The organism is Tateyamaria sp. ANG-S1, from assembly GCF_000814025.1.
Classification (GTDB): domain Bacteria; phylum Pseudomonadota; class Alphaproteobacteria; order Rhodobacterales; family Rhodobacteraceae; genus Tateyamaria.
Genome location: NZ_JWLL01000023.1, coordinates 14078 through 39208, shown reverse-complemented (window position 1 = coordinate 39208; position 25131 = coordinate 14078). Strand labels below are relative to the sequence as shown.

The following is a 25131-nucleotide window of genomic DNA, read 5'->3' as shown; positions in this document are numbered from 1 at the left end:
AAATCCAAAGGGGACGTTACCTATGAAACTGACACTGACAACGGCACTAGGGACAGTGCTACTGGCAGCCACCCCCGCGCTCGCGGACAAGGCAGCCGTTCTGGACAATTACGCGGATATCGCGCTGGCCAAATATACCGACAGCCTGACCACGGCGCAGGCGCTGCTCGATGCGGTCAACACGCTGACCGAAACGCCCTCTGCCGAAGCGCTCGAAGCGGCCAAGGCCGCGTGGATCATCTCCCGCGTCCCCTACCAGCAGTCCGAGGTCTACCGCTTCGGCAACGCCATCGTCGATGACTGGGAAGGCAAGGTAAACGCCTGGCCGCTGGACGAGGGTCTGATCGACTACGTCGACCCCTCCTACGGCGGCGCCACGGATGAAAACGAATACGCCGTGCTGAACGTGATCGCGAACCCCACCTTCACGCTGTCCGGCGAAACCATCGACGCCTCCACCATCAACCCGGACCTGCTCGAAGGGGCGCTGCACGAGGCGGACGGCGTGGAATCGAACGTCGCAACCGGCTATCACGCCATCGAATTTCTGCTCTGGGGCCAGGATCTGAACGGCCACGGCGCGGGGGCAGGCGCACGCCCCTGGACGGACTACGCCCAGGATGACGCCTGCACCGGCGGGAACTGTGACCGCCGTGCCCAATATCTAACAGCGGCAACGGAGCTGCTGGTGTCCGATCTGGAATGGATGGTGGCACAATGGCAGGACGGCGGGGACGCCCGCGCCCAACTTACCGCAGACGAAAACGCAGGGATCAACGCGATCCTCACCGGCATGGGTTCGCTGTCCTATGGCGAGACAGCGGGCGAGCGCATGCGCCTTGGTGTCATGCTGAACGATCCCGAAGAAGAGCATTCCTGCTTCGCGGACAACACCCATAACGACCACTTCTACAATGCGGTCGGCATCCGTAACGTCTATCTTGGCAGCTACACACGTGTGGATGGGTCCATCGTGTCGGGCGCGTCACTGGCCGGACTGGTGGCTGAAGCAGATGCAGGTGTGGATGCAGAACTGCAGGGCAAACTCGCTGACAGCGTGCTTGAAATGCTGGAAATGAAGATCGCGGCTGAGGCTGGATTTGCCTACGATTCCATGTTGGAGCGCGGCAATGACGCTGGCGAAGCCCTGATTATGGGCGGCGTAAACGCCTTTGTCGATCAAACCCGTTCCATCGAACGGGCGGTGGCCGCTTTGGGCACCGGGGAGATCGAGATCGAAGGCTCCGACAGCCTCGACAACCCTGACGCCGTTTTCCAATAATGGCTCCCCGTGCGCGGCAGCGGCGTGTTCCCAAAGCAAACGTGCCGCGCACATGTTGCCCCCCTCGGGGCAGCCACAGCGCGCACCGGATGTCCGCGTTTCCGGTGCGCGCATTGTAATTCCTGACCAAAAGACCCAGCTATATCAAAACCAGCGAGGTTTCACATGGCCAAGACCCCAAGCCCCTGTATCGACGTCTGCAAATTCAAGCGCGAAGGCCACTGTATCGGCTGCTCCATGACCAAGGCGCAGAAGTCGATGTTCAAGGCGCTGAAAAAGGACAAGCACCGCGAAGGGTTCGTCCAGATGCTGATCGGCCAACAGTCACGGCTTGGCAAATACCGGCATTGGGCGCCGGAATACCTGCGCAAATGCCTGAAGAAGAAAGTGAAACCCATCGCCGAAGTCCGCGATGTCGCCTGAGAGACACGCATGCGCCTCCCCCTCATCGCCCTCTGCAGCATAGTCGCAGCGCCAGCATTCGCTGACTACAGCCTCGAACTGACCGAGATCGGCAAGCGGGACTACTATTGCACGATCACAGTCGCACTGACGAACAACAGCGACACGACCCTGACAGAGATCAACGCCTTCTTCCTCAACCACATCGGCGAAGAACAGGTGGGACGATCCAAGGGCGCGTCGTTTATGAACGTCGCCCCCGGCGCCTCGGCGTCCGCAACGTTCGAGACACCCAACGCCCCCTGCTCGGCCACCGATACAGATGTGGAAAGCTACCAGATGGTGATCGGTGCCTGCCGCATCGACAACGCATTCGAAGACAAGACTGTCTGCGTGGACCGCATGACGCTCACCGACCCGTTTTCATCGGCCACCGCGCTGAACTGACCGGGCAAAAAAGAAAAAAGGTCAAGCCAACCGCCGCTGTCCGCAACGTGGCTTGACCTCTGCGTGGGTCGCTGCCTGGATACCTGGCTGCCGTTTCGGTGGCTCGGGTGTCTGGGTGGCTTCCTATGCCTCTCTGCGGACCCGGCTTACGCCAGATGCGCCCGCAGGAACCAAGCGAACTTTTCGTGATCCTGACCGCGCGCGATGCACAGGTCCTCGGTCAGCGTATCGCCATGCTCGGCGGCCAACTCGCCACAGCCTGCAAGAGTGGCGGCAAGCGTTTCCTGCGCCTCCTGCATCATCTTGATCATCTCTTTGTCGGTCGCATGCCCGTCATGCTCTTTGATCTTGGACCGCTCCAGCATCCCGGCCAGTGTGCCCTCGGCATGGGCGTCAAGCGCACGGATACGCTCGGCCAGATCGTCCTGCGCGGCGAAATGATCTTCGTAAATCTTCTGGAACAGATCGTGCAGGGGGCCGAATGCCATACCTTTGACGTTCCAGTGGAAGTTCTGCGCCAGCATGGTCGTGACGGCAGTCTCGGCAACGGACTGGTTCAGCGCCTCAACAATGGCGGCACGTGCGTCGGTGGACAGCGCAACAGCTGTTTGGGTCATTCCTAACTCCCTCATCGAAATTTTACGCTGGCTTGCACATCACTGGCTGGCTTGCCCAACAGTAGTTAGGCACCCAAACGGAAGAAGCAAGAGGTTTTTAGAATAATTCTAAATCAGAGAAAAATACTCTGAAATCCGCCCCACCAGATAGCGGATCAAACGGCGGTGTTCCGGCAGCACACGCGACTTCAAAAGAAACGCAACACTGCCCTCATCCGCCCGCGCAATCGCCTGCCCCAGTTGCAGCAACCAGGTCTCGTCAAAGGTCATCTCGACCGTACCCGGCGCATGCAAACGCGGCTGTTTATCAAGCGCTTGCGCCAAACAGCGCATCAACGCCTCGGCATGCGCCTCCCGACTGGCCGACCGGGTCACATGCAACAGCGCACAGGCCTCGAACAGATCCGCCCGTCGCTTCGACCGGCAGGTCATCGACATGAAACGCAACTGGTTCAGAAAGGCAAAGGCGCCATCGGACACGGGCCGCACAGGCGGGGCGCCGTGTGGCTCAGTCGCCAGATCCAGTCGCAAGGGCACCATGTCGCAGTCTCCAAGTCCTTCGATGGCGGGAATCATCTCGCCAAAGCGTATTCCTGACTATATTTATAAGCTATGAAGAAAATCACAACCTCCGTCGCCCTTATCTTGCCCGCCACGCTGGCATTTGCCGCACCACTGGACGTCGAACTCACGGACCTGCACCTGTCCGTGATCCCGCGCACCGCGGCTGAGGCGGAGCGGATCCAGCGTGTGATCGCGCCCACGACCGATTTTACCAAACCCGAACAATTCGAAGGCAATCCCGGCGGTGCCGCCACCGTCCGCGCCCGCGCCACGCGCGACGCCTTCTCACAACCGTCCGGCAATATCAGCTTCGAAAAGGAACTGGATTTCAAAGTCGGCAACGGCCTCTTCAAAAAGCTGTGGGTATCCTCCCCCGCCTCCACCCTTGCCTCCGACGGCCTCGGCCCCCTCTTCAACGCGCGCTCCTGCCAGCGCTGCCACCTCAAAGACGGGCGCGGCCACCCGCCCGAGGGACCAGACGACAGCGCCGTGTCCATGCTCGTCCGCATCTCCATCCCCGGCGGCGCAGCCCCAGAACAGATCGCGGACTTTATCGCCACCCAGCCCGAGCCGAACTACGGCGGACAGATCCAGGATTTCTCCATCGCCGGCATCCAGGCCGAGGCCGACATCAAAATCACCTACACCGAAGAAGTGATCGAGCTTTCCGGCGGCGAAACCGCCAGCCTGCGCAAACCGACAACCACCCTCACCAATCTCGGCTACGGCGCCCTGCACGACAACGCCATGATCAGCGCCCGCGTCGCCCCGCAAATGATCGGCCTTGGCCTGCTCGACGCGATCCCGGCGGCGGACATTCTGGCTAAAGCCGACCCCGACGACGCAGATGGCGACGGCATCTCGGGCCGCGCCCAAATCGTCATGTCAGATCAATACGGCGTCCCCATGCTCGGCCGCTTCGGCCTCAAAGCAGGCAAGCCCTCCGTCTGGGAACAGTCCGCCGCCGCCTTCGCGGGTGACATTGGCATCTCGACCCCCCTGCACCCCGCAGGCCACGGCGACTGCACCGACACCCAAACCGCCTGCCTGGCCGCGCCCAACGGCAACACCGCCGTCCATGACAATGCCGAGATTGGCATCGCAGGCCTCGAGCTCGTCACCTTCTACTCCGCCAACCTCGCCGTCCCGGCCCGCCGCGACACGGGCGACCCGGAAGTGCTGCGCGGCAAACAGGTGTTCTACAACACCGGCTGCATCGCCTGCCACACGCCCAAGCACGTCACCCACCGGCTCGACGGCCAGCCCGAGCAAAGCTTCCAGCTCATCTGGCCCTACACCGACCTCCTCCTGCACGACATGGGCCCCGGCCTCGCCGACAACCGGCCCGAGGGACGCGCCAACGGTCAGGAGTGGCGCACCCCGCCCCTCTGGGGCATCGGGCTGACGGAAACGGTTTCCGGCCATACCTACTTCCTCCACGATGGCCGCGCCCGCAACCTGCTCGAAGCGGTGCTGTGGCACGGCGGCGAAGCCGAACCGCACAAGCAAGCGGTCGTCGACATGCCTCCCGCCGACCGCGCCGCCCTGATCCGTTTCCTCGAAAGCCTGTAACTATGCGCCTCGCCCTCGCCGCCCTCTGCCTCTCCGCCCTGCCCGCCGTCGCAGATGTCCAGCGCACACTCGACACCCACATCCTGCCGGGTCACGCAGCATTGGTCGAAGAAACCACCAAACTCGCCGCCGCAGCCCAAGCCGACTGCACGCCAGACGCCCTCCGCCCCGCCTTCCACGACGCCTACGACGCCTGGATCAGCATCAGCCACATCCAGTTCGGCCCGATCGAGGACCAAGCGCTCCCCCTCGCCATGTCCTTCTGGCCCGACCCCAAGGACAGCACCGGCAAAGCGCTGGCAAGGCTCACCGCAGCCACCGACCCCATCGTGGACGACGCAGAGGCATTCTCCGATGTCTCCGCCGCAGCCCAGGGCTTCACCGCGCTGGAACGGATGCTCTACGACGACCAGCCCGACGCGGATTACGCCTGCCGCCTGACCCAAGCCATCGCCACGGGCCTCGCGCAGAAATCAGGCTCTATCCAAGCCGATTGGCCCGCTTTCGCGAGCTTGATGACGACAGCCGGGGAAGAAGGAAACACCCGCTTCCAAACCCCGATTGAAGCAAAGCGCGCCCTCTACACATCCCTATCCACCGGCCTCGAATTCTTACACGACCAGCGCCTTGGCCGCCCCTTGGGCACCTTCGACCGGCCCCGCCCCCGCCGGGCCGAAGCGCGACGCTCCGAACGTTCCCTCCAACACATCCAACTGCAACTGGCGGCCCTCGAAGCGCTCGCCACCACCATGACCGACACCGACCTGACAGCGACCAAGGCCGCATTTGCAGAAGCCATCACCCGCGCCGACGCGCTGGACGACCCCGCCCTTCAGGGCGTCGCCGACCCCGCCGAACGGTTCAAGGTCGAGGTGCTGCAACAATCCGTCCGCGCCATTCAGGTCGCCGTCATCGACGAAATCGGCACGCCCCTCGGCATCCCCGCAGGGTTCAACGCGCTCGACGGCGACTGATGCCCTCCCGCCGCGCCTTCCTCGCCGGGCTCACTTCCGCCTCGCTCACGCCCACACTCAGCTGGGCCGACGTCGGCAGCCCCGTCGCCCTCAGCGCCGCGATGACCCCCAGCGGCGCCTACGTCCTCGTCGGCCTCACGGCGAGAGGCGACATCACCTTCCAAATCCCCCTGCCCGCCCGTGGCCATGCCGCTGCGGCGCATCCACATGTGGCCGAAGCCGTCGCCATCGCCCGCCGCCCCGGCACCTTCGCCAAGGTCATCGACTGCGGCACGGGCGAGGTGAAACAGACCCTAACCAGCCCAGACGGGCGGCATTTCTACGGCCACGCCGCTTTTTCTTCCGATGGCATCCTGCTCTTCACCCCGGAAAACGACATCGCCACCGGCGCGGGCCGCATCGGCATGTGGGACCGCAGCGCAGGCTACTCGCGCGTAGGCGACGTCCCATCCGGCGGCATCGGCCCACACGAAATCCTCCGCCTGCCCAACGGCACGCTCGCAGTCGCGAACGGCGGGATCAGAACGCACCCCGACACCGGGCGCGACAAGCTGAACCTCGACACGATGCAACCCAACCTCACGATCCTCGCCCCGGACGGCACACATATCGACACGGCTCACGTGCCGGAGAACATTCATCAAAACTCCCTCCGCCACATCGCAGCCGCTCCCGACGGCACCGTGATCTGCGGCTTCCAATGGCAGGGCGATCCCTACGATCCGCCCCCACTTGTGGCTCTATACAAGGGAAATGGCACGCTTCTGCCCGCGCAGATGGACGAAACCGCCCTCTTCGGCCTCGACGGCTATATCGGCAGCGTCAGCGCGTTCGGCGACGGCCACTATGCAGCCTCCTCCCCACGCGGCAACATCGCCTTTTCCTTCGATCAGACCGGCCAGCAAACGGGCGCGCACAAGGCAACCGACGTCTGCGGCCTCTGCGCCGCCCCCGACGGCACCTGCCTTGTCACCGATGGACTCGGCAGGGTGCATACGCTCACCGGGGACACCCTCCAAAACCGCACAACCCATAAGCTCGCTTTCGACAACCACTTGGTTGCCCTCACGGCCTAGGTACAAGGCAACCGCGCACGGACCCGCTCCAACACCCGGCGATAGGTGTGCGGCGGCACCCAGACCACGCACCAGCCGAACACGCACACCGCCGACAGCCACAGAACAAAGCCCGCCGCCTCCCCCGCAAGGGCAAGACCAACGCCGGGAGAGATCAACAACACCCAAACCGCCCACGCAGGCACCGGAGCCGCGCGCGGCGGCAAGCCAAAGCTGCGCCGCCGCTTGGGATCAAACCGCGCCAGCCACGCCACACACGCCAGGCTGATGGCAAGAGTCACGACCACCACCGCTCAGAAACTCCGCTGCACGTAAACGCCAATCGTCCGCGGCTCACCCAGCCGCTCGAACGTGATGCCGGTTTCGTCCACGGACCTGTTTGTCGCATATTCCTCGTCAAACAGGTTGCGCACATACAGCCCCAATTGCAGGTCATCCATCTCGTAGGTCAGATAGGAATTGACCACCCACCGATCATCACTGCGCTGCGCCTGGGTGTTCTCAATGTCCAAAAAGCTGCCCTGAGTGTAAGACGCATCAAAAGCCCAAGACACCCCGTTGTCCCAGTCATAGCGGGCCCCAAAGGCGGCAGTCAGCTCCGCCGCACCGGGAAAGTCATTGCCCGCCAGATCGACGCCGTTATTCACGAACTCCACAAACTCCGTGTCGGAATAGGCCACCTGCCCAAAGACCGAAAACCGCTCGGTCACCTCCGCCTCGACCGACAGTTCCCCGCCCCGAAGCTCGGACTTGCCCGCGTTGACGACGTCAAAGACGGTCTGCCCGGTGGGCAGCGTCCCAGCAAACCGGTTCACCTGCTGGTCCGTCCAATCGGTAAAGAAGACATTGGCCGCCACAAACACGCTGTCGGCGTTGAAACTGCCCCGGTAAGCCAGTTCGTAGTTGGTGGTAAACTCCGGATCAAAGTTGGAAATGCTATTCGCGGCATTGATGCTGGTGCCGCCCGACCGATAACCGCGCTGTATGGTAAAGCTCACCCTCTGGGTGTCGCTGAATTCGTAATTGATCCCGAACTTCGGCAAAAACGCATTGAAACTGGTGCTGTTCTCTGCCGATTGATCCCGGAACTGAGGGGGCAGAGGTACAGGCGCGTCGTAAACGATGTCCGCATCAAACGCGAATTCCTCGTAGTCGTAGCGCGCGCCGACCGTGAACGACAAACCGTCCAGCCACCGATCCGCACGAATATCCACCTCGCCAAAGATGGCCGCGTTCTCAACGTCCGTGACCACATCGCTAAAGCGGTTGGCGAAAATCCCGTTGGCGCCCTCGGGCCTTTGTGTGAGAGCAAAGCCCGTATCGATCAACAGGTCCGCCGGAATCGAATCCTGAATGTTGGTGTAAAACAGACCCACAACGCCGGAATAGGCCCCGGTGTCAAAACTCAGCCGCACATCCTGCTCAAACACCTCCGTCTCGCCCACGCGGTCAAACCGGCTCAGGAAGACCGGAAACCCGTCCCCATCCTCGCTGCGGACATAGTCCTGCGTGTAATAGCTGGTTTCCGTCTCCAGCGTGAGCGCCGCATTGATGTCCCATTCGGTGCGCAGGCCAAAAATGTCATGCCGCGACCCTTCCCGCGTCGGAATATCCAGCTGAACGACACGACCCTCTGGCGAAATGGTCCGGTTGATCGAATCCTCGCCCGCGAAGTTCTCGGTCCGGCTAAAGGACGCGATGGCGCGGAAGGTATCGGTGGGCTCCCACAGAAATTTCAGGCGATAGGTGTCGATCCTGTGAGCATCCGCATTTTCACCCAATGTGGCATTGAAAATCGTGCCATCGACATTCACCGTCTCCGCCGAAAAGCGCAGGGCAACGGTGTCCGACAGCGGCGTATTGGCCGCAAATGCAGCCCGGTAGTATCCACGCGACCCCAGCTCGCCGCGCAGCTTGAACTCCCGCTCGAATGTCGGGTCTTTCGACCGCACCACAATGGCCCCCGCCAGCGCATTGCGCCCCTGCTGGGTCGATTGCGGCCCGCGCAGCACCTCCACCTGCTCGATGTCCCAGGCCGAATAGGGCCCGTAGAACGTCGCCTGATTGGTGGGCAGGGCAACCCCGTCAATCTGCGTCGATACCACCAGACCGGCCCCGCCACCGCCTGCACCGCGCTGATCGATACCCCGAATAGAAAAGCCCTGCTCGCCAAAGCTCGTGCTCACCCCCGGCGTGCGCGCAATCACGTCCTGCAAATCCGTATCGCCCTTCCGCTCCAGATCCTCGCCGGTCTCGATCGTGGCCGATGTCGGGCTGTCCTGCACCGTGCGCGCCTGCAACTCGCCCCGCAGGATCAGGGTGCCCAGATCAACGGGCGCGCCCTCCTCCTGTGCGGCAGCAAGGGTAGCATTCAGGGAAAGCGTCGAAACGCCACCCACCAAAAGGGGGGAAAGGGCTCTCATATCCAGCTCCGGGAAACACGTGTTGTCGAGTGGGGTGTCTGGCGGGGGTCAAGGCCCGTCGCTGGATGGCTGGCACACAGCATCCATTTCCTGACAAAAATTGCAAGGTACTCCGTTTTCCGCCCCCGCACATCTCGCCATTGCCGGGGCGATCCCCTATGTTTGGGTCGAAATGCCAGCCACGCATCCCGCGTCGCCAGCCTCGCACTCGGGCAGACGACATGCAGGCATTGGGCACCCTCCCCCGTCGCGGACAACACTGGATCACCACCCGGATCGACCGGCAACCGACACGCTGGCGCTGGATCCTTGCGGGCCCCGTGGCCTTCATCCTGTCGATCCTCGCCATGGCGGGCCTGCCGACCGTCCTGCCCGCAGGTGCAGGCGGCGTGAACCACCTCGTGCTGCCGGTCGTGCTCTTCCCGCTCCTGTGGTCCAGCTTCATCGTCTGGCCCGTCGCCAGCACCGCCCTGCCCCGCGTCGCCACCACCTATCTCGGGCTGGGGGCGCTCCTGCTCACCCTCATCACGCTGAGCTTCCTCACATGAGCGCCGCCAACCACGCCACCAAGCGCCTCGTCGCCCTGCATGGCTGGTCTGCCACCCTGCTCGCTATCCTGCTCTACGTGGTGATGCTCACCGGCACGATTGTCGTCCTCGACAACGAACTCACGGACTGGAGCGCCGGACACACCGACCGCGCGCCCCTTTTCGGCCCCCGCACCGACCAGATCGTCACCCGCTTCGCCGCCCAGGTCCCGCCCGAGATGCACGACCACGTCTTCCTGTCCCAGGGCAGCAACGGCACGCTCAGCCTGTTCTTCGGGACGGACCAACCCCATCCCGACGGCGGGACGGCACAGTTCGGGCGCGGCTTCCTCGTGAACCCGCAAACGGGCGTCCTGCAATCGGCCCGCGCCGGGTTCTTCAGCGATGTGGTGTCACACCGCCCCGAACGCGCCTTCTCGCACTTCCTCGTGGACCTGCATGTGCAACTGCACGTGCCGGGTCGCTGGGGGCTCTACATGACGGGCATCTTGGGCGTCACGATGCTGGTGGCCGCCATCACCGGCGTGCTGATCCACAAGCATATCATCCGCGACCTCTTTACCACCGAACGACCCGGTGCGCGGCTCGTGTCCTTCCGCGACCGGCACACGCTGGCAGGGGTTTGGTCGCTGCCCTTTGCGGTGCTTTTGTCCTTCACCGGCGCCTTCCTCAGCTTCGCAATATCCCTCGGCCTGCCCGTCGTAGCGCTCGTCGCCTTTGGCGGCGATCAGGATCTGGCGATTGCCACCGTGCTAGGGGAGCCCACGACCACTAACGCCACCGTCGCGGCCATGGCCGATCTCACCACACTGTTTGCCGACGCCACCCTGCGCGCAGGCGCCCCGATAGGCACGACAGAGATCCACGATTACGGCACCGCCGGGGCTGTGGTCACAACCTTCCACGGCATCGCAGACGGGGCGCTGATCCCCACAACGCTCGACTACAACGGCGCAACCGGGGAATTCCTGGACCGCCGCCAGATCGTTGGAACAGAGCCGTCCGCAGGCTCCGTCCTTGCATCGCTCATGGCACCGCTGCATTTCGGCAATTTCGCCGGCTGGTGGTCCCGCATCATCTGGGTCGGCCTCGGGGCCGCGATGACCTACACCATCGTCACAGGCATGCAGCTCTGGCTCCGGCGGCGCGAAAATGAACCCGCCTGGCAGCACGGCGCCCGCGCGCTCAGCGTGGTCGCCTGGGGCCTGCCGCTGGTCATCGTGATCACCGGACACGCCTCGCTCGTGGCACTGCTCACCGGCGATCCAGAGGCCGTGGTCCCGCGCGTCTTTATCGCGGGTTGCCTTGCCGTGCTGGCCTACGGTGCGTTCACCCTCAAACAGCCGCTCGACAGCCTCAACCGCATGCTCGGTCTGGCCACGGGCATCGGCCTCCTGCTTCTGCCTGTCACCCGCCTGCAAACCGGCGGCCTGTCCTGGGGTGAGGCGCTGATGTGGCGCGGCGACAGCGTGCTGGTGATCGACGTCACCTGCCTCGCGCTGGGGCTCATCTGCCTGCTGGCCGTGCGCCGCAAGCGTGCGGCCCAACCAGCCGCCGCCCCCGCAGAATGACGCACTGGAAAGCCGTGCCCGCAAACGCCATCTCACACACGAAAGCACCAAGAAGGACACCACCATGTACATCGCCATGAACCGCTTCACCGTGACCGCCCAGAATGCCGACGCGTTCGAAGCGCTCTGGCTCGGCCGCGACAGCCACCTCAAGACGATGGACGGCTTCGTCGAATTCCAGATGCTCAAAGGGCCAGAGGATGACAGCGGCAAACGGCTCTACGCCTCCCACACCGTCTGGGCGTCCGAAGACGCCTTCCGCGCATGGACCCGCTCCGACGCCTTCCGCGCCGCCCACAAGGACGCAGGCAGCACCGCCAAGCTGCACGAGGGCGCACCGACCTTCGAAGGGTTCTCGGTCATTCAGGAAATCGCCGCGGATTAGGGTCTGCTACAGGCGCCGGGCACCAGATGCGCGTCATCCACGCCCGGCATCATCATCGCAAGCAGCGCGGCACAAGAGGACACGGACGCCGCCCGCTCCTCGGCCTCTGCCACATCCAGAACCTGCCGCGCCTCGGCATGGCCTGCCTCTGCCGCCAGCTCAAGATAGGCGCGCGCCTGCACATCGCACCCATCCTCCGCGAAACGCGCGGCCACATAGGCCATAGCGCCCACATCCCCGCGTACGGCCAACCGCTCCACTGGATAAAGCGCCGTCGCAGAACACGCTGTCGGTGGTGCGGCCACCTCCTCCTCCGGCGACAGCACCAGCGCGGTCATCACCGCACAGGCCAACAGCACGAACATACCGCACAGATACTGCACCATATGCCGCGCTTGCTCTGGGCTGGACCGGGCCATCATGCTCACCGCCCCTCAATCTGAATGCGGAAGGACCTTTGCGCACCCGGTGGGGGTACGGGGAAGGGTGCCGCGCGCTGGATCACCTGCATGGCCGCCCGGTCCAGATCACTCGACCCTGAACTGCTCGCCACCGACACGGCACTCAAAGCCCCGTTCGACGCCACGCGGAACGACACGGTCGCAGCCCCCTGCGCCCCCACACGCGGGCGGCGCACGCGCTGGATACGGCGCATCACCTGCCCGGGATAATTCGACGCGGCGGCATTGCCTGCCTGCGCAGCGCCTTGACCGCTGGCACGCTGGGCCGGGGCGGCTGACGCGCTGCCATCCGCCTGGCCCGCCCGCGCATTGGTCTGCGCCTGATTGCCCTGTGGCGACGGTGTTCGCGTGGCCGTCCGCGTCGTCTCCGGCGGCGGCTCATCCGGCGCATTGCGCTCCTCAAACTCCCGACTGCGCACCTGCGGGCGCAACGACCGGGTCGCCTCCACCTGATCGGGCTCATCCGCGGTCAGTGTCTCGGGCGCGGGGGCCTGTGCAACAGGCACCGTCGGCGTCACCCGCAGGGTCGGCTCGGGCACGGGGGCTGTGTCCACCATCGCAACGGTCTCTGTCGGCTGCACCGCGTCCTCCGGGGGCTCAACCTCCGTGACCTCCTCCACCGGTGCAGGCTCCATCGGCTCAGGCTGCTCAACCGGCTCCGCGACATCCTCCACGGGCACAGGCTCAGTCACCTCGGTCGTCTCGACCCCGCTCAGCGTCCCTTGCGCCAGATCCGCGAACCCGTCGCCAAGGGAGGCCTCAGCCGCCCCCACCTGCCCGCCTTCCATCATGACGTCTTCGGTCAAATCCAACCGCATCACCCCGCCCAAATGCAGGCCTGCTGCCAATAGAAACGCCACAGCAGCGATCCGACGCGACCCCAGCCTCATTGCAGCGCCCTCTCGGTCACAATGATCACACGGCCCGCGCCCGCCCGGCGCAACTCACGGCCCAGGGTCACAAGATCGGCAGCAGGCAGATCGCGATCCGGCACAATCCGCACCTCTTCTCGCGCCTCCGGGTCCAGCCCAGCCACATAAGCGGCAACATCCCCCTGCGCAGTCCCTCGATACAGCATCTCGCCATCAGCCCGGATCACCAGGGCATCGGGCGGCGCACGCCCCTCCAGATCATCGGTGCGCACAAGCGACAAATCCCGCTCCAGCGGCGGCGCCAGCGTGCCCGCGACCATGAAAAACACCAGCATCAGAAAAACGATGTTGATCAGCGCAATCGTCGGCTCTCTGGTTTGACGCCGCGCCCGCATCAGCCCTGCCCCAGCACGGTGATCTGCAAGCCGGGCACATTCCGCAACACGACCAGCAAATCAGTCAACCGCTGCGCAGTCACGCCGTCCTGCAAGCTGACGATCACGGGCTGCTCGGCCTCCGCATTCATCGCCTCCGCCAGCGCCTCCAGCGGCACCTGCGCCCCGTTCAACGCCAGGGCATCCTCGGCCACGCGCAAAAACAGCGGCGGCACCGCAGCCGCCTCTGCCCCCTGCCCTGCCCCACCGGCGGTCAACTCCACCTCGGCAAAGGTTGAAAAGGTCGAGGTCAGCATGAAAAACAGCAAGAGCAGAAAGATCACGTCGATCAGCGACGTCATCGACACCCGCCGTCGTATGACCCGCGCCCTAGCCACGCGCAGGGACCATATCAGTGTCTAATACGGGCGCATCGCCTCGCCCCACAGGTGCAACAGCGGTCAGGACAAAGCCCTCTGCCGCCACCCGCTCGGCCTCCATCCGGCCTTCAAACCAGGCCAACACCAGCGCGGTCGGCATCGCCACGGCCAGACCCACGGCAGTGGTCAGCAAGGCCACCCAGATACCACCGGCCAGGATCGACGGATCCACCTGCGCCCCGGCCGCCTGCAAGGCCTGAAACGCCTCGATCATACCCAGCACAGTCCCAAACAGACCCAGCAACGGGGCCAATTGCGCCACCGTCTCCAGAAACCGGAACCCGCGCTCCAACCGCGAAAACCGCGCCTCGGCCATGGCCTGCAACCGGTCCCGGCCCAAGCCGTCAAAACCGGCCTCAACGACACCGGCCAGATAGCTCCGCGACGGCGCCAAAGCCTCCCGCGCCCCACTCCGGTCGCCCGCGTCCCACGCAGCAACAGCATCTCGCACGGCCGCGTGCCGCCCCACGTGGGCCACTGAAAACTGCCACAGCTTGTACAGGATCACCGCCACCGTCACGACCGACACCGCCATCAACACCAGAACGACCGGACCGCCCAGATCCAGAACCGCCTGCAATTGTCCAATCACCGCATCCAGCATCAGCCCAGCACCTCGATACCGACCCGGCTCATCGGGACCAGACCGGCGGCACAAGCGCCCTTGTCCAGCCCCTCGGCAGCACAGGTGTGCAATCCGTTGAACAGCACCCGGCCCAGGCCGTCACAGGCCACGTTCGGCACCGCGAACTGGCGCACGCGCGGGCGGCCCACGGGCAAGGCTCCGAAATCGAACAGGGTCAGACGGTCCACCTGCCCCGCTGCATCAAACAGCACGGTTTCATAGACAAGCTGATCAATCGCCATCTCATGCCCGTTCGTGACCATAAAGGTCAGCGTGCAGGCGCCATCGGTCTCCGATACGGTGTTGAGTTCAATCGCGATCTTGCCGGTCAGGTCGGTCTCTTCCGCCGCCGCGCCAGATGCGCCCAATGCGATCAGGACCAAACCCGCAAGACGGGCCCACATCGTCCCCATGCCACTCTCCTTGCTTCAAGGGTGGGATGACCTGGCAATGCGGCTGGGAACCCGTTGGGGCCCTAACAACCACGTCTGTGGCGCCAGCGCAATACCTGATAGAAAGACTAGGAGAAGGGCCTCGCCACCCTGTCCCGAAGTGGCAAGCGGTGACAGCGCCGCTCACAATGTCCCAAAACAGTCCCTAAACTGCAAATTTGTGACGGTTTACGGCTGCAATGGCATGGCTGACGCCAACCGAAACAGCGCAAAATCTCAGCATGCCAACCCGCATGTTTGCGGTGCAGATCACGCCAAATATACTTTACTTCTTTTATCAGGAAAGCTACCAAATAGCCCGATTGCGCGCCCCACCCCCAACTTGGCAGGCCCCGCGCTGCCAACAGCACACATCATGGGGATCGCATGCAGAAATGTATTCTGGGGGGCGTGGCCTTGCTGGCCGCGGGCGCAACAACCGTTCACGCACAGGAGGCTCCGGTGGACTTGCCGCCGCTCGTGCTCGGCACCGCATTGCGGGCCGACCGGGACATTCAGGACACGCCGGTGGCCGCATCGGTGGTTGAGGGCGAAGAGCTGGAAAAACGGCAGGCCGACACGGTCGAAGAGCTGATCGGCGACGTCCCCGGCGTATCGATCGAAGGCGGCCCGCGCGGCGTCGCGCAAGAGATCAACATCCGCGGCTTTCAGGACGAACAGGTTGTCCTGCGCTTTGATGGCGGTCGGCTGAACTTCAACCGCGAACACAGCGGGCGCTTCTTCTTCGATCCCGACATCGTCCAGCGCGTCGAAGTGGTGCGCGGCGGCGGCTCCACACTCTTCGGCTCCGGCGCCATCGGCGGCGTCGTCGCGGTCGAGACCAAGGATGTCGAGGACCTGCTCCTGCCCGGCCAAACCACCGGCGCCCGGCTCCGCCTCGGCTACTCCGACAATGGCCAGATCTGGAGCCCCTCCGCCACGCTCTACGGCGATTTCGGCAATATCGACGCCCTCGCCTTCATCGGCGGTCGGAACTTCGGCACATCGCTCCAGGACGGCAACGGGGACGACATCCTGCGCTCAGAGGTGGACATCGTCAACGGCCTCCTGAAACTGGGGTTCGAGCCCACCAGCGACCAGCGATTCGAGCTGAACCTATCCTACTACGAGGACGAAGGGCTGATCCCGCCCAACGCCAACACCACTGCCAATCTCGACCCCAACACCGGCAACGATTCCGAACGCTCGGCCGAGATCTTCACCTACCGGCTGTCCTGGGACTGGAACCCCGAAAACTCCGACCTGATCGACCTGTCAGTCCTGCTCTACGGCAACACACTCGACATCCAGGACGACCGCGTGCGCGACGGACGCCCCGACTTCACCGAATACGACACGATCGGGCTTGAGGTCACGAACCGGTCCCGCTTCGACATCGGCGTGCCCGTCGAACTGGTCTACGGGATCGACGCCTTCCGCGACGAACAATCAGGCACCCGCAGCGGCGCAGATCGCACGCAATTCCCCGACGCCACCGCCACCACAATCGGCGCCTTTGCCGAGGCCACCTTCGGCGTCACCGACCGGCTGGACCTGATCGCGGGCCTGCGGTTCGACAGCTACGACCGGGACGTGGACGACCCCAACCTCGCCGACGTAGACGACGATTTCTTCTCCCCCCGTATCGGGTTCAGCTTCCGGCCCAATGACGACTGGCAAGTCTTCGGCAACGTCGCCCGCGCCTTCCGCGCACCCACGCTGACGGAGCTTTACAATGACGGGGTGCACTTCCCGCTGTTCGAGCGCGTGATTGGACCACCCGGCACACCTCCGACCGAGTTCACCAACAACTTCATTCCAACGCCCGATCTCGAACCCGAAGAATCCACCCAGATCGAACTCGGTGCCCGGTTTGAGCGCGCAAATATGTTCCGGCCCGGCGATGCCTTGCGCTTTTCGGCCAACGCTTACTATGCCGATGTAAAGAACTTCATTGACTCGCAGGTCGTCGGTGCAGACGCAGTGTCAATTCCACTCGCTCCCACCATCGTTGGCGTGTCATTCCAGCGCAACATCGACGCCGAGCTTTACGGGTTCGAAGCTGAACTCGACTACGACGCAGGCAACTGGTTCGGCGGCCTCGCCCTGACCCTACCCGAAGGAAAAGCCAAGAATGGCGAAGAACTCGGCTCCATCCCACAACCCCGGCTGACAGCAACAGTGGGCTTCCGCCCAGCCCCGGAATGGACCCTGGGTGCCCGTGCCACCTTCGCCGGGGACCAGAACGACGTGCCCGCTGACGCATCCGGCAACACCCGCCCGGGCGAAAGCTACACAGTCGTGGACCTCTTCGGCTCATGGTCGCCGCAGCAGGGGCCACTCTCAAACGCGGTCTTCCGCGCGGGCATCGACAACGTGTTTGACGAACAATACACGATCTTCCCCAACGAACTGCCGCAATCAGGCCGATCCATCAAACTCTCGGCCTCGTTCCAGTTCTGACGCTCAGAGCCGGTCCGGGGGCGGCTCAGTGCCCCTCCCCGGACCGGCCCCGAAACTCGGCATACAAGCGGTCCAGATTGTCCGCCAGATAATCGCCAAAGGCCGCCCCATCGGTCGAGGTCAGCGAAATGCTGTAGGCACGGCCACTGCGGCCCACAACGCCCTTGATACGCCCCTCTCCAGCCGTCCAGGTGCGCTTCGGGGCCACCGTGCGCGCCCGCTTGCGCTTGGGCAGCGTCCCGGCTTCGGCCACCTTGGTCTGCATCAACTCGAACCGCGTGTCGCTGTCCAGCGTGTCAAAGCCATCGGTGCGCGCAATACGCAGCGCAATGCCCTGATTGGCGTCATCCGCCATCAGCTTCTTGAACTCTTCCCACCGGTCCCGGCCAATCTGCTTGGCCGGCCCAATGGCCCGCACGATCACGTCGGGCACGGTCTGCGCCACCGAAAGCATCCGCGACAACCGGCTCGCATCGACAGTCAACGCCTGCTGGATCACCTCCCGCTCCTGCCCCAGGTCGGCAAGGTTCTTGGCAAACTGCGCCTTCTCGATAAACGACAGATCGGCGCGGGCCGTGTTCTCCTGCCCCTGCGCCAGCACATGGCCCACATCGTCCAGATCCTTGACGACAGCGCGCACAGACCGGCCCAGATCGCGCGCCACGCGCACCCGGCGGTGGCCAAAGACCACCATGTACCGCCCTGCCGCATCCGGGTGCGGACGCAACAGCACCGGTGTGTCCTGCCCGCTCGCCTTGATCGACGCCTTCAGATCGTCAAACGCCTCGTCATCCCCGCTCAACCTGTCACTGACAAAGGACACATCGACCAGATCGGGATCAATCTCGACAATCGTTTCGCCTTCCATCAGGCGCTTGGAATTCTCGGCAAGGCTGTCAATCGACACCTTCATCGACTTCGACGCACCGCGCATGGCGTAGCTCGACCGCCCTGCACCGCTCGGCGTGTCGGTCGGCTGCCCGATCACGGATTTCAACAGGTCTTTTCGCGCCATGTCATCCTCCTAGTCTCACGGCAGGTCACGGCCCCAGGCCTGATGCACCAGCCCCGCAATCTCGTCATTGACCGCGTTCAGCGACCCCATCGCCCGGTCATAGGTCGCGCGCACAAACTGCCCCCGCTCAACCTCGTACAGCGTCTGTTTCGTGATCCCCGCATCGGAAATGGCCGTGGACTTCACCATTTGCGCCTCCAGCATCTGCTCGGGGAACATCGCCTGCAGGAACCCGACCATTTGCTTTTGCGGCCCGTCCGTCGGTTCAAACCGCGTCACCAGATAGCGGAACCACTGCAACCGCATCTCGGCTCCCGCCTCACGAATGGTTTGCAGGATACCGCCCAGCATCAACAAAAACTGGCTCATCGACATCACGTCCAGCATCTGCGGATGTACCGTGATCAGCACCGAACTCGACGCTGTAAGAGCCGTTAGGGTCAAATAACCAAGCTGCGGCGGGCAATCGATGACCACGATGTCATACTGATCCTCCACCTCCTCCAGCGCCTTCGAGATGCGGGTGAAGAACGTCCGCCCCTCGGTCGGGTCGCTGCTGGTCAGCGCCACAGGCGTGTCATACTCGTATTCCTGCAAATCAAGGCTCGCAGGCACAATATCGAGGTTCGGAAAGTTCGTGGGCCGGATCACCGCACTGATCGGCTGGCGTTCGTCGTCATAGCGCAGCGTCTCATAGAGCGATGAAACAGAGTCTAACTCAGGCTGAATCCCATGCAACGCCGTCAGCGACGCCTGCGGGTCCAGGTCCACCGCCAGCACCCGATGTCCCTTGAGCGCCAGGTGCTGCGCCAGATGCGCCGCCGTCGTCGTCTTGCCGCTGCCGCCCTTGAAGTTCACGACCGAGATGACATGCAGCTCTTCGCCCGCGCTCCGATGCGGCACATACCGCCGCTTGCCGGGTCGCCCATGCGCATCAAGGTATCTGCGCAGCTCCAGCATTTGCTCGGCGGTGTAGGACCGGCGACCAGAGGGCGAGGTTTCAGGCTCCGGCCCCTTCCCCTCCAGATGCAGCTTCTTGATCGTGGATTGCGTGACGCCGAGGAAATACGCCACCTCCGCCAGAGAGAACGACCGCAGCCCCTTCTCCGCATTCGGCGGGTACTGTTCCTGCCGCAGAATGTTCAGCCTGTCCGAGATCAATTCCCCTTGCCGCAGGATGATCTCATCGAAAGGCAAAGGGGCCATATCAGTCTCTAACAGGGGGTTTCCCATGCTGCCGCCTCATGTAATACCGCTTTTTGCGCGATTTGTGCTCTTGAACTGTGATTACCGCAGCGTGTACTTATCCACAACAGTTTTCTGTGGCACATAAGCGGTCGAGCGCCGCCTTGCGAGAGCGTAAAGAAACAGTGAATACAGCGTAACTTACTGTTTATAAAAGCGTAATCCGATTTGCACGGCTGTCAAAAGCCTCAACCGGCCCGCACAACCCGCTCCGACAGCGCCACATTCACCGCCCGCGCAATGATCCGCTCCTCATCCGTCGGAATAACCATCACGCGCGTCGGCCCCGCGCCGATCTCCCGATCATTCCGAAGGTTCGCCTCCGCATCAACCGAAATCCCCAGATACTCCAGCCCTTCCGAAATCCGCGCCCGGATAACAGCGGCATTCTCCCCGATCCCCCCACAAAAAACGAGCGCATCAATCCCGCCCAGCACGGCGGTCAAAGCCCCAATCTCCCGCCTCGCGCGGAACACGTAATAATCAATCGCCTCCCCCGCCCCGGGCGCGTCCGACCCCAGCAAAGTCCGCATGTCACTGGTCAGCCCGGACAGCCCCAAAAGCCCGCTCTCCTTGTAAAGCATCGCCAAAACATCCCCCGGTTCCATCCCCCGCTGCTCAATCAGATACAGCACGGCCCCGGGATCAATCTGCCCGCAGCGTGTGCCCATAGGCAGCCCGTCCAGCGCCGAGAACCCCATGCTGGAACCCACGCTTTTCCCAGCTCTGACAGCACACATCGATGCCCCGTTTCCGAGGTGCGCAATGATCATTTTCTTCTTGTGCAGCTCAGGATCTTCAACCGCGATCACGCCGGTGATGTAGTCGTAACTCAGCCCATGAAACCCATACCGCCGCACGCCCTCGTCATAGAAATTCCGCGGCAGCGCGAAGGTGTCGTTGACCCACGGATGCCCCCGGTGAAACGCCGTATCAAAGCACCCCACCTGCACCGCGTCAGGAAAGGCCGCCCGCGCCGCCTCGACCCCCGCCAAGTTGTGAGGCTGGTGCAGCGGTGCGAGGGGTGAGAACTCCGCGAGGGCAGTGAGCATGTCGGAGGTCAAGACCATGGGCTCCGCGAACTTTGGCCCGCCGTGGACGATGCGGTGGCCGACCCCGGAGATGGTCAGGCCTGACATGTGTGGGCGAAGGGCGTGGATGACCTGTGCCAGCGCGGCTGTATGGGTCGGGGCGTTGATGGTTTCGGTGGTTTTCTCGATCAGCAGACGGGCCTCTGGGCCCAGCCCATCGACCTGGCCGGTGAGCAGCATCTCGGGTTCCGGGCCGTTGCGATAAAGGCCGAATTTCAGCGACGACGAGCCGGTGTTCAGCGTCAGGATTGCGCGGCTCATCGGGCCAAGGCTCCGCTGAAGAGCGCGGCGATCGCGGCGGAGGCGACGCGCGTGCGGCGGTCGTCGGCGCGGCTGGTGAGGATGATGGGGACCTGTGCGCCCAGTACGATCCCGGCGCCTTCGGCGCCTGCGAGATACATGAGTTGCTTGGCGATCATGTTGCCGGCTTCGAGGTCGGGAGCGACGAGGATATCGGCCTGACCCGCGACGGGTGAGGTGATGCCCTTGCTTGCCACGGCGCGCATGGAAATGGCGTTGTCGAAGGCGAGGGGACCGTCGAGCACGCCGCCGGTGATTTGGCCCCGGTCAGCCATCTTGCAGGGGGCGCCCGCCTCGACCGTGGACTGCATGCGGGGGGTGATGGTTTCGACCGCGGAGAGGAGGGCGACCTTGGGGGTGTCGATGCCGAGCGCGTGGGCGAGGTCGATGGCGTTTTGGACGATGTCGGCCTTGGTCTGCAGATCGGGCGCGATGTTGATCGCGGCGTCGGTGATCAGGAGCGGTTTGGGGTAGGTGGGCACGTCCATGACGTAGACGTGGCTCATCCGCCGTTCGCTGCGCAGACCGTTGGATTTCGAGACCACGGCAGACATGATTTCGTCGGTGTGTAGGGCACCTTTCATCAGCGCCTTTGCGCGGCCCTCGCGGACGAGTTTCACGGCCTGTTCGGCGGAGGCGTGGCTGTGTCGGGTATCGATGATGTCGAGGCCGCTGATATCGAGATTTTCAGCCTTGGCCACGTCGTGGATACGGTGGGCGGGGCCGACGAGGATTGGGTGGAGCAAACCCCGATCGTAGGTGTCTAAAGCGCTTGTTAGAGACGCAGTATCGCAAGGATGCACAACGGCTGTGGGCAGGGCAGGGTGCTTGGTTGCGGCCTCCAACAACCTGTCATGCGCAGCACCGCGGCGGTGCATGACGAGGTCGGGCATCACCACGCGGGGGCGGCGGATCTTCTGAGTGGGGGCCATGACGGTCGCCTGCCCTGTGATCACCGGTTTTCCGTCGCCATTGGTGCAGATGCAATCGAGGGTGAGCCGCTTTTTCTCGGTGTGCTTTTCCGTGACCGTTACGCGCACCGTAACGGTGTCACCAATGCCCACGGGCTTTAAAAATTTCAGGCTCTGATCCAGGTAAATCGTGCCCGGCCCGGGCAGTTGTGTGCCCAGCACGGTTGAGATCAGGGCGCCGCCCCACATGCCGTGGGCGATGACCTTGTGAAAGACATCCTCCTGCGCGAATTCCGCATCCACGTGGGCCGGGTTCACGTCGCCTGACACCACGGCGAAGGCGTCGATATCCTGTGCGGTGAGGGTGCGGACCAGTTCGGCGCTGTCACCGACTGCGATGTCGTCAAAGGGGCGATTTTCGATAAAACCCATGCTGGGGTTGAGGTCAGACGACATGGTGTCCTCCGTCGATGTAAGCAGTGTTTCCGGTGACGGAGCGGGCGAGGTCGGAGACCAGGCAGGCAGCCATGGCGCCAACCTCGTCTATCGTTGTCAGCTGGCTGAGTGGGGCGCGTGTGCGGGCGTCGTCGATCAGGGCGTCGAAATGGTCAATGCCGGAGGCTGCGCGGGTTTGCAGCGGGCCGGGCGACATAGCGTTCACGCGGATGTTTTTCGACCCTAACTCTACAGCGAGATAGCGTGTTGTCGCCTCAAGTGCTGCCTTGACTGGGCCCATGATGTTGTAATTGTCCACGACCTTTTCCGCGCCGTGATAGGACACGGTGAGGATGGTGCCGCCATCCGCCATCAGAGGTTCGGCGCGTTTTGCGAGACGGATCAGCGAGTGGACGGAAATGTCCATCGCAATGCCGAAGCCGTCCTTGGAGCAGTCCACGACGCGGCCATGCAAGTCTTCGCGCGGACAAAAGGCGATGGAGTGCAGCAGGAAGTCGAGCCGTCCCCAGCGCGCTTGGATTTCCTCGAAGATCGCGTCTGTCTGCGCGTCGTCGGTGACGTCGAGGGGCAGGAAGATGTCTGCCCCCACGGCCTGCGCCACCGGTTCCACGAATTTACGCGATTTTTCAGTCTGGTAGGTCAGGGCCAGATCGGCGCCGGAGAGTTGAAACGCACGCGCACAGCCTGCGGCGATGGACTGGTCGTTGGCGACGCCGACGACGAGCCCCTTTTTACCGGCGAGAAGCCGGGATTTTGGCAACATGGCCTACTCCATTTTGACATAGGTGCCCGGTGCGTCCTCCAGCGCGCCGGGCATTTTGGGGGGTGTGGTTTTGTCGCCTGCGCGGTCGGCGAGCCATGCGGACCATGCGGGCCACCAGCTGCCTTGGTACAGCGGGGCCGTGTCGAACCAATCTTCGGGCGTGAGCGTGTTTTCATCGTTGCGGATGGTGTGGATGCGATGGTGTCGCCGGTTGTGGCCGGGTTTGGAGACGACACCGGCGTTGTGGCCACCATTGGTAAGGGTGAAGGTGACATCCGAGCGGGCCAGATCGTGGATCTTGAACACGGATTTCCAAGGCGCAATGTGGTCGGTTTCGGTGCCCACGGCAAAGATCGGCGCGCGGATGTCGCGCAGGGACACGGCGCGCCCACCCACGTGGTAGCGCCCGGTGGCGAGATCGTTGTTCAGGAACATCTGGCGCAGGTATTCGGAGTGCATCCGCGCGGGCATGCGGGTGCTGTCGGCGTTCCACGACATGAGGTCGTTCATTTCGGCATCTGGCTGGCCCATGAGGTAGCGGCGGATCATCCGCGACCAGATCAGGTCGTTTGAACGCAGCATCTGGAAGGCGCTCATCATCTGGCCGGCCTCAAGGCAGCCTTGTTCGGCCATCACGTCTTCGAGCACGGAAATCTGGCTTTCATTGATGAAAAGCATCAGTTCGCCGGCTTCCGTAAAATCGGTTTGCGCCGCGAGGAGGGTGAGGCTGGCGAGCCGTTTGTCCCCATCGCGGGCCATCTGGGCGGCGGCGATCGACAGGAGCGTGCCGCCGAGGCAGTAGCCGGTGGCGTGGACCTTGTCCGTGCCGGTGGTCGCGCAGATGTGGTCGAGGGCCGTCATCGGGCCTTGTTGCAGGTAGTCGCGCATCCCTACGTCCGCGTCCTCGGGGCCGGGGTTGCGCCAAGAGATTGCGAAGACGGTGAAGCCCTGTTCGGTCAGGTAACGGATCATCGAATTGTCGGGGCTGAGGTCAAGGATGTAGTATTTCATGATCCACGCGGGCACGATCAGGATCGGTTCCCGATGTACCGTGTCTGTCGCCGGCGCGTACTGGATCAGTTCCATCAGGTGGTTGCGGAAGACGACCTTGCCCGGGGTGACGGCCACATCCTGGCCAACCAGCTTGGTGGGCTTGGTCCGGGTGCGTTTGAGGGCGGTTTGTGTATCTGCGAAGGCGTGAAACGCCCCTTCGATCAGGTTCTGGCCGCCGGTTTCGGCGGTGCGTTTGAGCGCTTCGGGGTTGGTTGCGAGAAAGTTGCCCGGGGCGGCTGCGTCGAGCATCTGGCGGGCGAGAAAGGTCATGGCCGCGTCGTGTTCGCGGGTGAGGCCGGGGATGTTGGAGGTGGCGTTGTCGACCCATTGTTCGGTGAGCAGGAAGGCTTGGGCCCAGGCGGAGTAGGGCGGTGTGTTCCAGGCTGGGTTTTTAAAGCGGCGGTCGGTGGGTTTGGGCTGTGCGGGTTGCTCGTCGGGGTCTGAGGGGCAGCCCTTGGCCAGGAAGGCGAGCCAGTTGGTCCAGTTCTGCTGGGCCTGGCGGGCGAGGTCGAGCTGCTTGTTGGGGGCGGTGGCGAGGTGGAGGGCCCAATCGGTCCACATGTTGGTGGCCGCCATGGGAGAAACGCCGCCTGTGAGGGTCGAGAGGGTTTTGCGCAGAGGGTGATGTTCGGGCGGTGCGGTTTCTTTGGTTTCGAAGTCCTTCATCTGCGCCCCTCCGGCTGCTTATCCTCGTCGCAGGTATGAATGCGGGTGCAGCATCACAAGCGTGAGACAGCCGACGGGATCGGCGGATATTTGCCATGTTGTTG

The 25131-nt window shown here is 63.6% G+C and carries 26 protein-coding genes; 10 read left to right on the top strand and 16 right to left on the bottom strand.

Annotation, left to right across the window (positions count from 1 at the left end):
* Nucleotides 1-22 precede the first annotated feature (22 nt).
* From RA29_RS21250 to RA29_RS21240, 3 genes are all read left to right on the top strand, one after another.
* Nucleotides 23-1282: an imelysin family protein gene (locus tag RA29_RS21250; protein WP_039689870.1), complete on the top strand. Its 1260-nt coding sequence runs from the start codon at nt 23-25 to the stop codon at nt 1280-1282.
* 165 nt (nt 1283-1447) lie between these two features.
* Nucleotides 1448-1705, top strand: a complete 258-nt coding sequence (locus tag RA29_RS21245; RefSeq protein ID WP_039689868.1) for a DUF1289 domain-containing protein — start codon at nt 1448-1450, stop codon at nt 1703-1705.
* Between the two features lie 9 nt (nt 1706-1714).
* Nucleotides 1715-2131, top strand: a complete 417-nt coding sequence (locus RA29_RS21240; RefSeq protein ID WP_039689867.1) for a hypothetical protein — start codon at nt 1715-1717, stop codon at nt 2129-2131.
* Nucleotides 2132-2277: 146 nt separating this feature from the next.
* Here the strand turns inward: RA29_RS21240 and RA29_RS21235 are convergent, their stop codons facing one another.
* The gene (locus tag RA29_RS21235) at nt 2278-2748 is read right to left on the bottom strand and encodes a DNA starvation/stationary phase protection protein (RefSeq protein WP_039689866.1); all 471 of its coding nucleotides are present in this window, start codon (nt 2746-2748) and stop codon (nt 2278-2280) included.
* A gap of 108 nt (nt 2749-2856) precedes the next feature.
* The gene (locus RA29_RS21230) at nt 2857-3288 is read right to left on the bottom strand and encodes a hypothetical protein (RefSeq protein ID WP_039689963.1); all 432 of its coding nucleotides are present in this window, start codon (nt 3286-3288) and stop codon (nt 2857-2859) included.
* A 72-nt stretch (nt 3289-3360) separates the two neighbouring features.
* Here RA29_RS21230 and RA29_RS21225 point away from each other — a divergent pair, with 72 nt between their 5' ends.
* From RA29_RS21225 to RA29_RS21215, 3 genes are read left to right on the top strand one after another with little or no spacing between them, the layout of a single operon-like run.
* Complete coding sequence (locus RA29_RS21225) at nt 3361-4884, top strand: di-heme oxidoredictase family protein (RefSeq protein ID WP_052249868.1); 1524 nt, start codon at nt 3361-3363, stop codon at nt 4882-4884.
* Between the two features lie 2 nt (nt 4885-4886).
* A complete protein-coding gene (locus RA29_RS21220; protein WP_039689865.1) occupies nt 4887-5858 on the top strand; it encodes an imelysin family protein in 972 nt (323 codons plus the stop codon).
* A complete protein-coding gene (locus RA29_RS21215; RefSeq protein WP_039689864.1) occupies nt 5858-6934 on the top strand; it encodes a DUF1513 domain-containing protein in 1077 nt (358 codons plus the stop codon). The genes RA29_RS21220 and RA29_RS21215 overlap by 1 nt, the downstream gene beginning before the upstream one ends.
* On the opposite strand, the gene RA29_RS21210 is transcribed toward RA29_RS21215, so the two are convergent.
* Together RA29_RS21210 and RA29_RS21205 are read right to left on the bottom strand one after the other, a co-directional pair.
* Complete coding sequence (locus tag RA29_RS21210) at nt 6931-7215, bottom strand: hypothetical protein (protein ID WP_152613112.1); 285 nt, start codon at nt 7213-7215, stop codon at nt 6931-6933. The two genes, RA29_RS21215 and RA29_RS21210, sit on opposite strands and share 4 nt — an antisense overlap.
* Before the next feature lie 12 nt (nt 7216-7227).
* Nucleotides 7228-9357, bottom strand: coding sequence for a TonB-dependent receptor (locus RA29_RS21205; RefSeq protein ID WP_082029672.1), 2130 nt, complete (start codon nt 9355-9357; stop codon nt 7228-7230).
* A 221-nt stretch (nt 9358-9578) separates the two neighbouring features.
* On the opposite strand from RA29_RS21205, the gene RA29_RS23060 reads away from it, so the two are divergent.
* The 3 genes from RA29_RS23060 (at nt 9579) to RA29_RS21190 (ending at nt 11861) form a co-directional block, all read left to right on the top strand.
* Nucleotides 9579-9905 carry a hypothetical protein gene (locus RA29_RS23060; RefSeq protein ID WP_039689859.1) on the top strand — a complete coding sequence of 109 codons (327 nt, stop codon included), beginning with the start codon at nt 9579-9581 and terminating at the stop codon, nt 9903-9905.
* Nucleotides 9902-11476 (top strand): PepSY-associated TM helix domain-containing protein, encoded by a 1575-nt coding sequence (locus RA29_RS21195; protein WP_039689857.1) that lies wholly within the window; start codon nt 9902-9904, stop codon nt 11474-11476. Before RA29_RS23060 ends, RA29_RS21195 begins: the two co-directional genes overlap by 4 nt.
* Nucleotides 11477-11540: 64 nt before the next feature.
* A complete protein-coding gene (locus RA29_RS21190) occupies nt 11541-11861 on the top strand; it encodes an antibiotic biosynthesis monooxygenase (RefSeq protein WP_039689959.1) in 321 nt (106 codons plus the stop codon).
* On the opposite strand, the gene RA29_RS21185 is transcribed toward RA29_RS21190, so the two are convergent.
* From RA29_RS21185 to RA29_RS21160, 6 genes are read right to left on the bottom strand one after another with little or no spacing between them, the layout of a single operon-like run.
* On the bottom strand, nt 11858-12283 hold the full coding sequence (locus tag RA29_RS21185; protein WP_039689854.1) for a hypothetical protein: 426 nt from the start codon (nt 12281-12283) through the stop codon (nt 11858-11860). The two genes, RA29_RS21190 and RA29_RS21185, sit on opposite strands and share 4 nt — an antisense overlap.
* Nucleotides 12284-12285: 2 nt before the next feature.
* Nucleotides 12286-13212, bottom strand: a complete 927-nt coding sequence (locus RA29_RS21180) for a TonB family protein (protein ID WP_039689852.1) — start codon at nt 13210-13212, stop codon at nt 12286-12288.
* Nucleotides 13209-13589: a biopolymer transporter ExbD gene (locus tag RA29_RS21175; RefSeq protein ID WP_039689850.1), complete on the bottom strand. Its 381-nt coding sequence runs from the start codon at nt 13587-13589 to the stop codon at nt 13209-13211. Before RA29_RS21175 ends, RA29_RS21180 begins: the two co-directional genes overlap by 4 nt.
* Nucleotides 13589-13930: a biopolymer transporter ExbD gene (locus tag RA29_RS21170; protein WP_039689849.1), complete on the bottom strand. Its 342-nt coding sequence runs from the start codon at nt 13928-13930 to the stop codon at nt 13589-13591. The genes RA29_RS21175 and RA29_RS21170 overlap by 1 nt, the downstream gene beginning before the upstream one ends.
* Nucleotides 13931-13958: 28 nt before the next feature.
* The gene (locus tag RA29_RS21165; RefSeq protein ID WP_039689847.1) at nt 13959-14612 is read right to left on the bottom strand and encodes a MotA/TolQ/ExbB proton channel family protein; all 654 of its coding nucleotides are present in this window, start codon (nt 14610-14612) and stop codon (nt 13959-13961) included.
* Nucleotides 14612-15046, bottom strand: coding sequence for a hypothetical protein (locus RA29_RS21160; protein ID WP_241462686.1), 435 nt, complete (start codon nt 15044-15046; stop codon nt 14612-14614). The genes RA29_RS21165 and RA29_RS21160 overlap by 1 nt, the downstream gene beginning before the upstream one ends.
* Before the next feature lie 405 nt (nt 15047-15451).
* Here RA29_RS21160 and RA29_RS21155 point away from each other — a divergent pair, with 405 nt between their 5' ends.
* Nucleotides 15452-17527 carry a TonB-dependent hemoglobin/transferrin/lactoferrin family receptor gene (locus RA29_RS21155; protein WP_039689846.1) on the top strand — a complete coding sequence of 692 codons (2076 nt, stop codon included), beginning with the start codon at nt 15452-15454 and terminating at the stop codon, nt 17525-17527.
* 25 nt (nt 17528-17552) lie between these two features.
* Here the strand turns inward: RA29_RS21155 and repB are convergent, their stop codons facing one another.
* From repB to RA29_RS21125, 6 genes are all read right to left on the bottom strand, one after another.
* Nucleotides 17553-18542 (bottom strand): plasmid partitioning protein RepB, encoded by a 990-nt coding sequence (gene repB, locus RA29_RS21150; RefSeq protein ID WP_039689843.1) that lies wholly within the window; start codon nt 18540-18542, stop codon nt 17553-17555.
* 15 nt (nt 18543-18557) lie between these two features.
* Nucleotides 18558-19748: a plasmid partitioning protein RepA gene (gene repA, locus RA29_RS21145; protein WP_039689842.1), complete on the bottom strand. Its 1191-nt coding sequence runs from the start codon at nt 19746-19748 to the stop codon at nt 18558-18560.
* Nucleotides 19749-19975: 227 nt separating this feature from the next.
* Nucleotides 19976-21139 (bottom strand): acetate/propionate family kinase, encoded by a 1164-nt coding sequence (locus tag RA29_RS21140; RefSeq protein WP_039689841.1) that lies wholly within the window; start codon nt 21137-21139, stop codon nt 19976-19978.
* Nucleotides 21136-22545 (bottom strand): bifunctional enoyl-CoA hydratase/phosphate acetyltransferase, encoded by a 1410-nt coding sequence (locus RA29_RS21135; RefSeq protein WP_039689840.1) that lies wholly within the window; start codon nt 22543-22545, stop codon nt 21136-21138. The genes RA29_RS21140 and RA29_RS21135 overlap by 4 nt, the downstream gene beginning before the upstream one ends.
* A complete protein-coding gene (gene fabI / locus RA29_RS21130) occupies nt 22535-23308 on the bottom strand; it encodes an enoyl-ACP reductase FabI (protein ID WP_039689837.1) in 774 nt (257 codons plus the stop codon). Before fabI ends, RA29_RS21135 begins: the two co-directional genes overlap by 11 nt.
* Before the next feature lie 3 nt (nt 23309-23311).
* On the bottom strand, nt 23312-25027 hold the full coding sequence (locus RA29_RS21125) for an alpha/beta fold hydrolase (RefSeq protein ID WP_082029669.1): 1716 nt from the start codon (nt 25025-25027) through the stop codon (nt 23312-23314).
* Between the last annotated feature and the right edge of the window lie 104 nt (nt 25028-25131).